General features: G+C 50.6%; 11 protein-coding genes and 1 rRNA gene. 9 read left to right on the forward strand and 3 right to left on the reverse strand.

Annotated elements, in window-relative coordinates; all coding sequences use genetic code 11:
- Window positions 1-16 precede the first annotated feature (16 nt).
- Window positions 17-1,735 carry an adenine deaminase gene (locus tag BP95_RS0126765; protein ID WP_028533677.1) on the forward strand — a complete coding sequence of 573 codons (1,719 nt, stop codon included), beginning with the start codon at window positions 17-19 and terminating at the stop codon, window positions 1,733-1,735.
- A gap of 247 nt (window positions 1,736-1,982) precedes the next feature.
- Here the strand turns inward: BP95_RS0126765 and BP95_RS0126770 are convergent, their stop codons facing one another.
- The 3 genes from BP95_RS0126770 to iolG form a co-directional block, all read right to left on the reverse strand.
- Window positions 1,983-2,993, reverse strand: a complete 1,011-nt coding sequence (locus BP95_RS0126770) for a LacI family DNA-binding transcriptional regulator (protein WP_021252204.1) — start codon at window positions 2,991-2,993, stop codon at window positions 1,983-1,985.
- Window positions 2,994-3,114: 121 nt separating this feature from the next.
- Window positions 3,115-3,921, reverse strand: a complete 807-nt coding sequence (iolB, locus tag BP95_RS0126775) for a 5-deoxy-glucuronate isomerase (protein ID WP_021252203.1) — start codon at window positions 3,919-3,921, stop codon at window positions 3,115-3,117.
- Between the two features lie 56 nt (window positions 3,922-3,977).
- Window positions 3,978-4,982, reverse strand: a complete 1,005-nt coding sequence (iolG, locus tag BP95_RS0126780) for an inositol 2-dehydrogenase (RefSeq protein WP_028533678.1) — start codon at window positions 4,980-4,982, stop codon at window positions 3,978-3,980.
- A gap of 393 nt (window positions 4,983-5,375) precedes the next feature.
- Between iolG and iolC the strand changes: the two genes are divergently transcribed.
- From iolC to BP95_RS0126820, 8 genes are all read left to right on the forward strand, one after another.
- A complete protein-coding gene (iolC, locus tag BP95_RS0126785; RefSeq protein ID WP_028533679.1) occupies window positions 5,376-6,371 on the forward strand; it encodes a 5-dehydro-2-deoxygluconokinase in 996 nt (331 codons plus the stop codon).
- Window positions 6,372-6,517: 146 nt separating this feature from the next.
- The gene (locus tag BP95_RS0126790; RefSeq protein ID WP_021252200.1) at window positions 6,518-7,366 is read left to right on the forward strand and encodes a class II fructose-bisphosphate aldolase; all 849 of its coding nucleotides are present in this window, start codon (window positions 6,518-6,520) and stop codon (window positions 7,364-7,366) included.
- 95 nt (window positions 7,367-7,461) lie between these two features.
- Complete coding sequence (locus BP95_RS0126795; protein ID WP_021252199.1) at window positions 7,462-8,913, forward strand: CoA-acylating methylmalonate-semialdehyde dehydrogenase; 1,452 nt, start codon at window positions 7,462-7,464, stop codon at window positions 8,911-8,913.
- Between the two features lie 14 nt (window positions 8,914-8,927).
- Window positions 8,928-10,868: a 3D-(3,5/4)-trihydroxycyclohexane-1,2-dione acylhydrolase (decyclizing) gene (gene iolD, locus BP95_RS0126800; protein WP_028533681.1), complete on the forward strand. Its 1,941-nt coding sequence runs from the start codon at window positions 8,928-8,930 to the stop codon at window positions 10,866-10,868.
- Window positions 10,869-11,150: 282 nt separating this feature from the next.
- Window positions 11,151-12,047, forward strand: coding sequence for a myo-inosose-2 dehydratase (iolE, locus tag BP95_RS0126805; protein WP_028533682.1), 897 nt, complete (start codon window positions 11,151-11,153; stop codon window positions 12,045-12,047).
- A 16-nt stretch (window positions 12,048-12,063) separates the two neighbouring features.
- Complete coding sequence (locus tag BP95_RS0126810; RefSeq protein ID WP_021252196.1) at window positions 12,064-13,122, forward strand: Gfo/Idh/MocA family oxidoreductase; 1,059 nt, start codon at window positions 12,064-12,066, stop codon at window positions 13,120-13,122.
- A gap of 98 nt (window positions 13,123-13,220) precedes the next feature.
- A complete protein-coding gene (locus tag BP95_RS0126815; protein WP_021252195.1) occupies window positions 13,221-14,810 on the forward strand; it encodes a solute:sodium symporter family transporter in 1,590 nt (529 codons plus the stop codon).
- Between the two features lie 489 nt (window positions 14,811-15,299).
- Window positions 15,300-15,624 (forward strand): 16S ribosomal RNA (locus tag BP95_RS0126820); the annotation flags it as partial.

Here is a 15,624-nt window from a genome sequence, read left to right on the forward strand (position 1 = left end):
GCGAGGAGTGGAATACATGAAAATAGATTTGTTGGTAACGAACGTCAGCGTATATAACGTGTATTTGAAACGATTCATACGAGGGAATGCCGCCATTCAGGATGGGCGTTTCCTCTACATTGGGAATCGCGGAACGGATGCATTCGAGGCGGTCAAAGTCGTGGACGGAACAGGAAAGTACATGATTCCAGGCCTCGTCGATATCCATCTTCATATTGAGAGCACGATGGTTACGCCGCAGACGTTCTCGCACGGCCTAATTCAAAATGGAGTTACGACGATCGTATCCGAGCCGCATGAGATGGCGAACGTGTTCGGCGTCGAAGGCGTTAAGGAAATGATCAATGCAAGCAAGGGCTGCACAGCGGACATCTTGTATGCAATTCCGAGCTCGGTGCCTGCAACGCCGCTGGAGACTACTGGAGGGGAAATCGATATCGCGGATATCGATGAGCTGCTGAAGGATGAGCGTGTCGTGTGCCTGGGCGAGATTATGAACTCGGTCGATGTTCTACGCGATCCGGACTGCAAAACGAACCGCATCCTGCACCATATCCGCACCAATTATCCGAATCTCGTTATCGAGGGACATACTCCGAAGAAGCTGGTTGATCTAGAACTGGCACGCTTCATGTTCGCAGGAGTAGACTCCGATCATACCGAGCAGGCCGTGGACAGCATGCGCGATCGGATGGCGAACGGCATGTTCCTTGAGATTCAGGAGAAGTCGATGACACCGGACATTATGGATGTACTCATTCATGAGGACGTAGCGGAGCTGTTCTGCTTCGTAACGGATGACGTCATGGCGGATACCTTCGTTCAAGACGGCCATTTGAATCACTTAGTTAAAAAGGCGATGGCTATGGGCATGAAGCCGGAACGCGCGATTTATGCGGCTACGTATACGCCAGCCAGACGGATGCACTTGTACGATCGCGGAGCAATTGCACCGAATAAAGTGGCGGACTTCGTACTGCTCAGCGACGTTGAGCAGTTCGACATCGCATCGGTATACAAGCATGGACGCTTGGCATATGAGGCTGGAACAGCCTATGAGCAAGAGCGCGGTGAACGCCAATTCCCGTCTCATTTCTATGAGAGTGTGAAGTTGCAGAAGCTAACGGCAGAAGATTTCCAGGTAGCTGCAGAGGCTGTTGATGGCGAGTATCTCTGCCGCGTCATGCAGGTGTTGAACGGAACGACGAACACGAAGGAACTGCATGAATCGGTACGTGTGGCAGATGGAGAATTGAAGTGGCAGGAGAGTCCATATGGGTTGATTGCTACCTTCGAACGTTATGGCAAGAACGGCAACCGTGCTTACGGACTTATTACGGGCAACACGATTAAGTGCGGAGCGATTGCGACGACGTATTCACATGACAATCACAACCTGCTTGTCGTAGGTCATTCACAGGCAGATATGGTGCTTGCGGCCAATACAGTCATTGCGGATCAAGGCGGCTTCTGTGTCGTTGATGACGGCAAGGTGATTGCACATATTCCGCTGCCTGTTGGCGGCATTTTGTCAGAGGAGCCGTTCGAGGAGTTCGGACAAGCCGTGAAGAAGCTGCGCGAGGCGATGGAATCAATCGGCTACGAGCATTACAACCCGATTATGTCGCTGTGTACGCATTCCTTGCCAGTAAGTCCGGCGCTGAAGCTAACGGATCTGGGATTGATCGATGTTCATGCTGGACAGGTCGTTCCGCTTCTGGTGGAAAAGGTTTGAACAACCGTATCGACTGCGAACCGTTGAGGTATAGGACTCACCTCCTTTCAGGAGGGAGTCTTTCCACTCAAGGTGTGTTGTGTCAGATTATTACACTACATATTAACATTGTCTTTTCTCTGGTTGTTTTACTTGAAACCAAGATTATAGGCGAAGAGTCGTAGGGATTGTTGCATCCTTACGGCTCTTCTCGTATTAGATCAGCCAAAGGGCTAGATTAACTACGACTATAAATTTTCAAGTAGGATCATTTGCCGTCGGTTTCTCGTACCTGCGTAGAATCCCCCGAAATCAATTGTGGCTGGAACACGATCTTTTGCTTCGGCATGTCTGGATTGTCTGCTTGGCGGAGCAGCAATTGAATCGTTTCCTTGGCCATCTCGGGAATTGGCTGTGCGATCGTCGTGAGACGCGGCACAACGATTTGAGACAGGATCGTATCGTCGAATCCAATGATGGACAAATCGTTAGGAACCTGCAAGCCGATCTGGTGTGCAGACTGCATAGCGCCGACGGCTAGCAAATCATTGCAGGTGAATATCGCAGTCGGACGGGAAGACTGCTGCAGTATTTGATTTGCGCCGGAACACCCTTCTGCGACAGACGAGTGAACGACTGTGATCCATTGATCGTTCGGCTCGATTCCTGCATCCTTCATCGCTTGCTTGGCGCCTCGAACCCGGTGCTCACCGCTTGGGCTGTCCTCTGTAATGATGCCGATATCGGTATGTCCAAGCTGGAGCAGGTGACGAATCGCCTCGTAGCCGCCTTTATAGTCATCCACGGTCACGGTGTGCATGGTCAGGGATGTGATGTCTTTGGAGAATAGCACGATGGGGAGACTGTCGGTAATGTAGTCTTCTAGCTGCGACCATTTTGTAAATTGGCAGGCAATGATAAGCCCGTCAATTTGCTTGCGCTGCAACAGGGAAATGTAATTTAACCCTTTATCATCCTTATTGTCTGTGCTGCACATAACAATACTGTATCCGGACGCTTGCGCTTGATCCTCCAGATTGCGGGCCACTTCAGCGAAAAAGGGGTTGGCCAGATCAGAGATGAGCAGGCCGAAGGTGGACGTTTTCTTTCCGGTTAACGCGGAAGCAACTACACTCGGCTGGTATTGCAGCTCTTTCATAATATGGAGGACACGCTCACGTGTTTTGGCGCTAATATTGCCTGTTTGATTGACGACCTTCGATACGGTGGCAATGGATACGCCAGCCGCCTTGGCTACGTCGTAAATAGTTGATTTCATAGGGAACTCCTCATCGTTCTTCGCACTTCTTGTGTACGTCTTCTCTTTATTTCTCATTATACAACAAAAGGAGAATGGACTACGCCATTCTCCTGTAAGAGACTGCTCGAAATAAGCGGCATCACTTTTTTTCAAAAAGCCACTCGTGTTCGGGATCATTGTGGAACTTCCATGTACGCACAGGTCCCGCCATCACGTTCAAATAATAGGAATCGTATCCTGGAGGCGCGGATACCGGGTGATACCCCTCTGGAACTAGGACGACATGGCGGTGCGGCACGGCCATCGTCTCATCCAACGAACGGTCGTCATTGTATACGCGCTGCATAATGAACCCTTGCTTAGGATTGACTTCATGATAATAGGTTTCTTCCAAATATGATTCATGCGGCAAATTTTCCTGATCGTGCTTATGCGGCGGATAGCTGGACCAATGCCCGCCAGGCGTGAACACCTCTACGACGAGCAGGCTGTCCGCCTCTTTTTGTTCCGGCAAAATATTATGGATATGCCGCTCGATGCTGCCAGAACCGCGTGTTTCTACACCGACATCTTCAGGAGCAATGACACGAGCCGGGTATGTCCCCTTGCCAGGGGCCGCACAGACAGCTAGTTCTAAGGCCGTTTCGGCCTGAACGGTATATCGATCATGGTTCGGTACGTAAACCGAATACGGAGGAATGCGCTCAAATACACTCATGCGCTGTCCAAGCACACCGAACGATTTTTTCGAAGTGCTGACCTCAGCCTTCCCACTCAGCAGGACAAGGCATACCTCCTGCTCATTTGTATCGTTTTGCAGCTTTTCACCTGGCTGCAGCGAATACAGTTCGAACCCTACATACTCCCAGCCTGCGCTTTGCGGCGTAACGGAAATGACCTTGCCTTGCTCATCTCTTGGTTGTGGCGATACGAGTAATTTAGACATAAAGGCGGCCTCCTTGCCTCAGTAGAGAATAGTTTTTATAAATACAAATCTATATGTTAATGGGCTATCTTAACAGGCAGCCCGGTACGCAGCGACTCTTTGGCCGCCAGTGCGATGCGTTCCGCCTGCAATCCGTCGTTGGCATCACAGACGACTGGGCCATTGTGCATAATGGCCCGAACGAAGTCTTGAACCTCCTGAATATAGGCCTGCGTATAACGCTCGATGAAGAAATGCAGCGGCTTGTCCATATGAACTCCATTAGCCGTCGCAACAACCGCTGTAGAAGGACGGTCGTTCTGTGTTGAGACACAGCCGTCGGAGCCGAATGCTTCCAGACGCTGATCATAACCGTACACGGCCTTGCGGCTGTTCTCGATAATGCCGAGCGCACCGTTGGCAAAGCGAAGACTAACAATGGCTGTGTCAATATCGTTCAATTCCCCAATTTTCGGATCGACCAGATTCGCTCCTTGCGCATATACCTCAACGACCTCGCTTTGCATGACATAGCGGGCCATATCGAAGTCGTGAATGGTCATATCAATGAACAGTCCGCCGGATTTGGCGATATACTCTGCTGATGGCGGTTCTGGATCGCGCGACGTAATGCGCAGCAAGTGTGGGGCTCCAATGCCTCCGGATTGTACGACGTCACGCGCTTTTTTGTAATTATGGTCAAAGCGGCGGTTAAAGCCGACCTGCATCTTCACGCCGGACTTCTTAACCGCAGCTAGTGCTTGCTCTGTCGTTTCGATTGAGAAGCTGACAGGCTTCTCACAGAAAATATGCTTGCCGGCTTCGGCAGCCTCACGAATGATGTCCGCATGTGTGCTGGTCGGTGAACAGATAAACACCGCTTGAATATCCGGGTCATGAAGAATGTCTTGATAGTCGTTCGTGACATCTGGGATTCCATGCGCGGAAGCCCATTCGTCCAACCCTTCCGTATATACGTCTGATATTGCGCGAACGCGGATATTGCTCATTTGTTGAATATGGCTTGCATGCAGCTTTCCAATTCGTCCGGCTCCGATGATTCCTACTTGCAGCATAATAATCCCTGCTTTCTCTGAGTGTGATCGAAATTGTTCTGTATATGGAACAGTAAAACGACGACTTATTAGGCAAAGTAGGGAAAGCGCTTAACTCATATTTTAACTATAGGCTATGTTCCAGAGGTTGGCAAGGTGAAAAATCAATAATCGAGCGGGATTCCGCTGTGTTACAGGGAAAATGGCAAGTTATTTTAAATAGGAAAAGAAGATTTGCAAGTGAAAAAAAGAACTTATTAAATCATTAAAAAAGCGTTTACATTACCAAATTGGTGTGCATATAATTAGCTACAAGGTAAGCGCTTAACTCAACTCGCAACAGAAAGAGACTGCATCATAGTGGCCTCAGTCCTGCAGAAAGAGGGCATGAGGCAGAGAACATGGAGGTGCTGACTGGATATGAGTACATTATCATTCCCTAAGGATCGGCCATTCGACTTGATTGCCATCGGAAGACTGTGCATCGATCTAAATGCGAACGAAATTAATCGGCCAATGGAGGAGACGAGAACGTTCACGAAGTACGTGGGCGGATCTCCAGCGAACATTGCAATTGGGGCGGCACGCCTCGGCATGAAAAGCGGATTCATCGGCAAGCTGTCCGATGATCAGATGGGCCGTTACATACGACAATATTTGAACGATCAATCGATAGATACGTCGCAGCTTGCTGTTGATGATACGGGAGCAATGACAGGATTAGCCTTTACTGAAATTAAAAGTCCTACAGATTGCAGCATTCTGATGTACCGTGACCATGTAGCGGATCTCCTCCTTAAGCCGGAAGAGGTATCTGAGGAGTATATCAAGCAGACGAAGGCGCTGCTCATATCAGGAACGGCGCTCGCTGCGAGCCCGTCACGCGAGGCAGTATTCATTGCCTTGGAATATGCACGCAAGCATGGGGTATTCGTATTTTTCGATCTAGACTATCGCCCGTACACCTGGAAAAATGTTGCGGAAACCTCGATTTATTATCAGCTTGCGGCGGAAAAATGCGACTTTGTCATTGGAACGCGCGAAGAGTTCGACATGATGGAGAAGTTCTCCGGTCAGCAAGCGGACGATCGACTGACTGCGGCGAAATGGTTCGGGCATCATGCGCAGGTTGTTCTCATTAAGCATGGCTCGGAAGGTTCGATTGCCTATACGAAAGACGGAGAAGCGCATAGAGGGGGCATTTTCAAGACGAAGGTGCTCAAGACATTCGGAGCGGGCGATTCCTATGCGTCTGCCATGATTTATGCGTTGATGCAGGGCTGGGATTTGCCGCGTGCGATGGAATACGGCAGCGCTTCGGCCGCCATCGTTATCTCGCGCCATAGCTGCTCAGACGCGATGCCAACGACCGCGGAACTGGATGAATTCATCAGAAGCGCGGAGCGTGGGGAATAGACCTGAATACCGCTGACACACGACCAAATCTTCAATTGGAATGAAACTGAATTGGATTGAATGCAGCCATAACGGCCCGATGGGGAAGTTTGCGGCGTATGAGATAGTGAGCAAGTTATAAGTCATTCAACATGGAGGGACGGTTCATGCTCGTTACATTAACGGAAATGATGCAGGGGTTGCAGGAACGCAATGCGGCCGTGCCGGCATTTAACGTATTTGGTTATGAGGATGCTTCGGCGGTCATTGCCGCAGCCGAGGAAATCGGAGCGCCGGTCATATTGGCGACAAATAAGGTGGCGATTCGCTACATGCCTCTTCAAGTATCAGGAGCGTTGTACAGAAGCTTGGCTGAGCGTGCGAAGGTGCCAGTATGCATCCATTTGGATCACGGCGATGGATTCGAGTCGGCAGCCGAAGCGATTATGAGTGGATACACATCCATTATGTATGACGGCTCGCAGCTGCCACTCGCGGACAATATTCGCAGCACGCGGGAAATTGTAAAGCTGGCGCATGCCTGCGGCATTCCTGTCGAAGCGGAAATCGGAGCCGTCGGATATACGGATCCGTCCATGAATGTGGAGGCTAGACTGACAGCACCAGGCGAAGCAAAGGTGTTTGCGGAAGAGACTGGTGTCGACACACTGGCAGTGGCGATCGGAACGCTGCACCGGATGGAAGAACAGTCCGCACCGATCGATTACGAACGGCTCGCGGAGATTGAGCGCGTCGTATCGGTGCCACTCGTGCTGCATGGATCGACAGGAGTGAAGGACGATGATTTGCGCAGGCTTGCGGCTACACGCATCAGCAAGGTCAATATCGGTACGGCACTCCGCATGGCGTTCGGCAAGACACTGCGCAGCGAAATACTGAACAAACCAAATGAGTTCGACCGCGTTGCCTTATTCGCCCGTCCGATGGAAGCGGTGAAGGAAGCGGCCAAACAGAAGATGCTGCTGCTGAATGCCCATCAAGCTTTGAATGTGTAACTCTTTTGAACGTATAAAAGGAACGGTTTGCTAGGTTCACATCCGGATTTCAGATGTTCTTTACTATATATGAAATGACGAGAGGAGAATGGAACATGACAGAAGCAATCACCATTCGCAACTATGTCGGGGGACAATGGAAGGAATCAACATCAGGTAAAACGGAACCGGTATACAATCCGGCTACGGGCGACATTATCGGGCATGTCCCGTTGTCCAGCATGGAAGAATTGAATGAAGCGGTAGCTGTGGCTGCGGAAGCGTTCCGCACATGGTCGCGTACTGCTGTTCCGCGTCGGGCGCGCATCATGTTCAAGTATCAGCAGCTTCTCGTTGAGCATTGGGATGAGCTGGCCAAGCTGATTACGCTTGAGAACGGCAAAAATTTCAAAGAAGCACACGGTGAAGTGCAACGAGGCATCGAATGCGTGGAATTCGCAGCCGGTGCACCAACGCTCATGATGGGCAAGCAGCTGCCGGACATTGCTACCAACATTGAATCCGGTATGTACCGTTATCCAATCGGTGTCGTTGGCGGCATTACCCCGTTCAACTTCCCGATGATGGTGCCGTGCTGGATGTTCCCGCTGGCGATCGCTTGCGGCAACACGTTCGTATTGAAGCCTTCCGAGCGTACTCCTCTTCTGGCTTGCCGTTTGGCGGAGCTCATGGAAGAAGCGGGCTTGCCGAAGGGCGTTCTGAATATTGTCCATGGGGCGCATGATGTCGTGAATGGATTGCTTGATCATAAGCAGGTGAAGGCGATCTCCTTCGTTGGCTCCCAGCCAGTCGGCGAATATGTGTACAAGCGCGGCACTGCCAACTTGAAGCGCGTGCAAGCCTTGACCGGAGCCAAGAACCACTCGATCGTAATGGAAGACGCGAATTTGGAGAACGCTACGACGCAAATTATCAATGCAGCATTCGGTTCGGCCGGAGAACGCTGCATGGCCTGCTCAGTTGTGCTCGTGCAGGAATCGGTTGCGGACGAGTTCGTTGCACAGCTTGTGAAGGCTTCTGATGAGCTTATTATTGGCAATGGCGAACGCGATGACGTGTTCCTTGGGCCAGTCATTCGCGAAGGTCATAAGGAGAGAGCGATCGGTTACATTGATGCTGGCGTGCAGGAGGGGGCCAAGCTTGTGCGCGATGGCCGCCAGGACGCAGAAACCAATGGCGATGGCTTCTTCATGGGGCCGACGATTTTCGATGAAGTGACACAGCAAATGAAGATTTGGCAGGATGAGATTTTTGCGCCGGTATTGTCAATTGTGCGTGTAAAGGATATCGATGAGGCAATCGCTTGGGCGAATGAATCGCGGTTTGCGAACGGTGCCTGCATCTTCACGTCGAGCGGCGCTTATATGAGACAATTCCGTGAGCATATCGATGCAGGGATGCTCGGTGTAAACGTTGGCGTTCCAGCACCGATGGCCTTCTTCCCGTTCTCTGGCTACAAGGATTCCTTCTATGGGGATTTGCATGCGAACGGCACGGACGGAGTAGAGTTCTATACCCGCAAAAAGATGGTCACTACGCGCTGGTAAGGATGGTGTTCGGGATGGAAACGATCCGTTTAACAATGGCGCAGGCACTCGTCAAGTTCCTGGATCAGCAGTATGTGGAGTTTGACGGTGTGGAGCAGCGCTTCATTAAAGGCGTATTTACGATATTTGGTCACGGCAATGTGCTTGGATTGGGCCAAGCGCTCGAAGAGAACTGCGGCGGCTTGGAAGTATACCAAGGGCGCAATGAGCAGGGGATGGCTCAGGCTGCCGTCGCATTTGCCAAGCAGATGCGGCGCAAGCAAATATGCGCCTGCACCTCCTCTGTCGGGCCGGGCGCAGCCAACATGATAACCGCTGCGGCAACGGCGACGGCGAATCAAATTCCGGTGCTGCTGCTTCCGGGAGACACGTTCGCCTCTCGCCAGCCCGATCCGGTGCTGCAGCAAATTGAGCAGCCACATGATCTTACCATATCGACGAATGATGCTTTTCGTCCGGTAAGCAAGTATTGGGATCGAATCGTGCGTCCGGAGCAGCTAATGACGGCACTGATTCAAGCAATGCGGGTGCTGACCAATCCGGCCGACACCGGTGCCGTTACGCTGGCATTGCCGCAGGACGTACAGGGGGAGGCATGTGATTATCCAGTCTCTTTCTTCGAGAAGCGGGTGCATCGGATCGATCGGCGGCCTGCATCAGCGGCGCAGCTTGAAGATGCGGTTCGCCTCATCGCTCGCAAACGCAAGCCGCTGCTTATCTGCGGCGGAGGCGTTCGCTACTCCGAAGCGGGAGATGCACTGGCGGCATTCGCGGAAGCCTTCCATATTCCGTTGGCTGAGACGCAGGCGGGCAAGAGCGCGATCGCAAGCTCTCATCCGCTTAATCTGGGCGGCATCGGAGTTACAGGCAATTCGGCTGCGAATGCGATAGCCAAGGATGCGGATCTCATTATTGGGGTTGGCACCCGCTTTACTGATTTTACGACAGGTTCTAAGGAACTGTTCGGCAATCCTGATATAGATGTTGTGACGGTGAATGTATCCGAATTCCAAGCGATTAAGCTGGATGCAACTCCGATAGTGGCTGACGCAAAAGTGGGATTGGAGGAGCTTCATCAGCGGCTTCAATCCCTGGATTACCGTTCAGCCTATACAGGGGAGATTCAAGAAGCGCGCGACGCTTGGGATAAGGAATGGCAGCGCTTGGCTGGCATTCAGTACGTACAAGGCGCAGGTTCATTTACTCCAGAAATTGAGGGCCATTTGGATGAGGCACTGCCAGAATACGCGGCGGCGCTTGGCAGCAGCCTGACGCAGACACAGGTTGTGGCCGCCTTGAACCAACTGCTCGGCGACAATGCGATTGTTGTGGGCGCAGCCGGCAGCCTTCCAGGGGATTTGCAGCGGATGTGGCGGGCTGAGACACCGCATTCGTACCATATGGAATATGGCTACTCATGTATGGGATACGAAATTGCAGGCGCGCTTGGCGTGAAGATGGCGGAGCCGGAGCGAGAGGTATACGCTTTTACCGGTGATGGCAGTTACTTAATGCTTCACTCTGAGCTGCTGACGAGCATTCAAGAGGGACGGAAAATTAACGTCCTGCTATTCGACAATAATGGTTTCGGATGTATTAACAATTTACAGATGGGCAACGGCATGGGCAGCTTCGGCACGGAGTTCCGTTCGCGTAACCCGTATACGGGCAAGCTGGACGGGCCTCTTGTCGGCATCGATTTTGCGCTTAGTGCCTCGGGGTACGGAGCCGTTACGTATTCGGTACGCACCATGAAGGAGCTCGAACAGGCCGTGATGGCAGCTAAGCGCCAGAAGGAATCGACGTTGATCGATATTAAGGTGCTCCCGAAGACGATGACCCATGGCTATGATGCATGGTGGAATGTCGGCGTAGCAGAGGTGTCGGACAAGAAGGCAATTGCCCAAGCCTATGATGAGCGGCGCCAATCCCTGAGCCAGGCACGACCATATTAGCCAATCCTCTCGTATATTCGATGGCAAGTTCGACGGCAATAACCTTTATTAACATGTCACAGAGCAGGAAACAGCAGTAATGGAGCAGGCGGTGGACAGTCGGGCACTGTATTTCGTAGGTGGAAGTTGCATGGAATGTTCGATGTTCAGAGCGCTTGACGGGCAGCAGAGGTTGGAAGGTTGTTTTTTAGAACCTAGCTTTGCGAGGTGTTCGAGCTGCCCTTCGAAGCTGATCCGCCTGCCTCCATGAATCTTAATTATGACTTCTGGGGAGGAATGGGCATGTTTGCAGCAGAGAGTGTGAAGATTGGGATTGCTCCTATCGGTTGGACGAACGATGATATGCCTGAATTAGGCGGAGGAAATACATTCGAGCAATGCGTGAGCGAAATGGCGCTCGCTGGGTTTGCCGGCACGGAAATCGGCAATAAGTATCCTCGTGAAGTTGAGGTACTGCGGAAGGCGCTGCATCTGAGGAATCTGGAGGTAGCGAGTGCCTGGTTTAGCGCTTACCTGACTGTGAAGCCGCTTGGAGAAACGGTAGAGGCATTTATTCAACACCGTGACTTTTTGCATGCGATGGGCTCGAAGGTCATTGTTGTATCCGAGCAGGGACACAGCATTCAGGGAGAAATGGATACTCCGCTTTTTGATAATAAGCCGATATTCAACAACGAAGATTGGAAGCGCTTAACTGAGGGGCTTCATCGATTGGGAGAGCTCGCTCGGGCCATGGATATGCACCTTGTGTACCATCATCATATGGGAACTGGCGTTCAGACAACGGTGGAAATCGAGCGACTGATGGCTAGCACAGATCCGGAGCTGGTGTCCTTGCTGTATGATACAGGCCACCTTGTATTTTCCGGAGAGAATCCCCTATACATATTGAATCGTTATATGGATCGCATTAAGCATGTTCACTTGAAGGATGTGCGCAAGGATGTGGCGTGCCGCGTAATTGAAGAAAAGCTCAGCTTCCTGCAGGCGGTAAAGGAAGGGGTATTCACGGTTCCCGGAGATGGATGCATTCCCTTCGAACCGGTGTTCCAATCGCTTGCAACGGCTGGATACCGCGGTTGGATGCTGGTGGAAGCGGAGCAGGATCCTGCTCGGGCGAATCCGCTCGAATACGCAATGAAGGCTAGACAGTATATTTTGCAGCAAGCGGGCGTATAAACGGAGGGACGAACAGATGAAACAGGGCAAACAGATATCGGTAGGTCTTGTAGGCTTAGGAAGACTCGGGCGGCAGCACGCGGATAATTTGGCGCATCGCATTCCGAATTGCAAATTGATGGCCGTATGCAGTGTGATACCGGAAGAGGTGGAGGAAGCTCAACAAGAGCTGAATGTCCCTTACGGGTATACGAATTATGAGGATATGCTGCGCAATCAAGAACTGGACGCCATTTTTATTGCTTCTCCATCTTCTTATCATTGCGAACAGATTGAGCAGGCGCTGGAAGCTGGGTTTCACGTATTCAGTGAGAAGCCGCTTGGGCTGTACATGGAGGAAGCGCTGCGCGTGCGGAAGGCTGTTCGCAAGCATCCGAATCAGGTGTTCATGCTTGGTTTTATGCGCAGATATGACCGCTCTTATGCGTATGCGAAGAAACAAATTGAAGCGGGTGCGATTGGCGAACCCGTGCTGATTCGCTGTTATGGGATCGATCCGGCACAAGCGATGCCTGGCTTCATGCAATTTGCCAAGAGCAACTATAGCGGGGGTTTGTTCCTCGATATGGCAATTCATGATTTGGATTTGGCTCGGTGGTATTTGGGCGTGGAAGCGGAACGCGTGTGGGCAATCGGCGGTTCTCATCGATATACCGAGCTTGCGGAGCTGAACGATGCAGAAACTGGAGCAGCACTTGTACAATTTGCAGACAATAAGATGGGGATATTTGTAGCGGGTCGCAATTGTGCGCACGGCTATCATATCGAGACAGAAATTATAGGTACGCAAGGATCACTGCGCATCGGGACTGTACCAGAGAAAAATCAAGTCATGATTCTCGATGATCGGGGTGTCGTGAGAGAGTGCGCAAATGGATTCCTTGAACGGTTTGAACAGGCTTATATGAATGAAGCAGTTGAATTTGTACAGGCAATCCTCGAGGGAAGACAACCGAAAGTAACAGTAGAGGATGGGGTGCTGTCGACCGCGCTTGGGTATGCATGCAAGGAGTCATTTGAAAGCGGCCAACTGGTTGACGTTCGAATGCCTGCTGCTATGACTGCCATCAAGTAAGAATGGGATTTCGTAATCCTTCTCGGTGCCATCAGTCCCATTTACTAGAACTAGCAATGATAAGCACAAGATTTCTCTATGCATAGAGGAGGGCTTTCATGACTTACATCACGGTCATCACCTTTTTACTGTATACTGGAATTGTTGCCTGGTACTCATGGTACAAGACGCGCAGTGTGGATTTGAACAGCTCGGATGGATACTTTCTGGGCGGGCGCAGCTTGACAGGCATTGTAATCGCTTTCTCGCTGCTGTTGACGAACTTATCGACGGAGCAAATGGTTGGATTGAATGGGCAAAGCTATGCAACTTCCATGGTTGTCATGGCTTGGGAGGTAACTTCGCCGATCGCGCTCATCTTTATGGCATTTATCTTCTTGCCGCGTTATTTGAAGTCAGGGATTACGACAATCCCGGATTTTCTGGAACAGCGCTATGATTTGCGTACGCGTCAGATTATCTCGATTTTGTTTTTGCTTGGATATGCTGTTGCTTATTTGCCTACCGTGCTCTATTCTGGTGCACTTGTGCTTGATACGATTTTTAATATTTCGGCTCGATTTGATCTGAGTGATTTCAATATTATATTGGTTGTATCTCTTGCGATTGGGATTACAGGGATTGCTTACGTGGTACTAGGCGGTCTGCGCGCATGTGCACTGTCGGATACGCTGAATGGAGTCGGCCTTATTGTCGGTGGTCTGCTCATTACCGTGCTTGGTCTGGTTGCACTCGGAGGAGGCAATTTGTTCGATGGGGTCAGCACACTGCTGCATAAAGAACCCGAGAAGTTGAACTCCATTGGTGACAGTTCTTCGCCAGTTCCATGGGTGACGATCTGCGCAGGGCTTCTCTTCAACAATTTATTCTATTGGTGTACGAATCAGGCGATCGTTCAGCGGACGCTGGGCGCCAAAAACTTGAAGGAAGGCCAAAAGGGCGTGCTGTATGCCGGCATGTTCAAAATTTTCGGAGCATTCTATCTCGTTCTTCCGGGCATTATTGCCTATCATCTCTTTAACAATTCGCTTAGCAATGCGGATATGGCCTATCCATCACTTGTTATTGAGGTTCTTCCGACGTTACTGTCTGGATTTTTCGCGGCCGTGTTGTTCGGTGCGATATTAAGCTCATTTAATGGGGCGCTCAACAGTTCGTTAACCTTGTTCACCTTGGATATTTACAAGCCGATATTCAAGCCGAACGCGACGGATCAGCAGCTCGTGAAGGCAGGCAGAATCTTTGCCGTCGCGCTTGGTCTTATTGCAGTAGCTGTTGCACCCTTTATTCTGTATGCGCCTTCAGGATTGTATTACTACTTGCAGGAGATGTTCGGATTTTATAACATCCCGATCATTGCCGCTGTCGTTGTCGGCTTCTTTAGCAAGAAGGTACCGGCAATTGCGCCTAAAATAGCATTGGTTGTCCATATTGTACTCTATACCCTGTCCAAATTCTTTTTGGGTACGCTCAACTTCCTGTACATTTTAAGTGTATTGTTCCCAGTCTGCGTGTTAGTCATGCTGCTCGTCGGGAAATGGAAACCGCGCGAACAGGATTTCGAGCTGTTTGAATCAGGCAAGGTGGATTTGACGCCATGGAAGCATGCGAAGGCATTTACCGTCGTCATGATCGTGCTTATGATCGCTGTTTACATTCTATTCTCTCCATTAGGAATAGCTGCTTAATAGGGAGAGAGGAGTCTATCTTCTAGTACTATGAATAAGGGGTTAGCCTGAGAAAAGGAGCTTGGGAGTTTGGGATTCCATGCTAAGTGTGGGCTGCCCCTTCTCTAGTAAGTGGTGTCATCATTATCCTAAGTATCCCTATTATTAATAGAAGGAGTTAGAGGAGAAACATGGCTGGGATAAACAAATTCAAAAAAAGAGGTTGCATTCTTTTAAGTAGCTATGGTATATTCTAATTTCCTGCTTCGCTAAGAGGCGGGCAACAACAAAATGAAAACAACTTAAAAAATAAGTTGAAAAAAGTTGTTGACTTCGAATGAACGAAGTGATAAGATATAAAAGTCGCCGCTGACAAAGCGGTGAGAAAAAGAAAGTAACTGAAAGATTGGTTACTGACTAAGATTGTTCTTTGAAAACTGAACAACGAGCAACGTTTGTGAATGAGGTAGCGATACCTCGTCAAAAGATATGAGCAGTTCAAACTTAACTTTAACGGAGAGTTTGATCCTGGCTCAGGACGAACGCTGGCGGCGTGCCTAATACATGCAAGTCGAGCGGACTTGAAGGAGTGCTTGCACTCCTGATAGTTAGCGGCGGACGGGTGAGTAACACGTAGGTAACCTGCCCATAAGACTGGGATAACCCACGGAAACGTGAGCTAATACCAGATAGGCATTTTCTTCGCATGAGGGAGATGAGAAAGGCGGAGCAATCTGCCACTTATGGATGGACCTGCGGCGCATTAGCTAGTTGGTAAGGTAACGGCTTACCAAGGCGACGATGCGTAGCCGACCTGAGAGGGTGATCGGCCACA

The organism is Paenibacillus sp. UNC217MF, assembly GCF_000686865.1.
Taxonomy (GTDB): domain Bacteria; phylum Bacillota; class Bacilli; order Paenibacillales; family Paenibacillaceae; genus Paenibacillus_B; species Paenibacillus_B suaedae.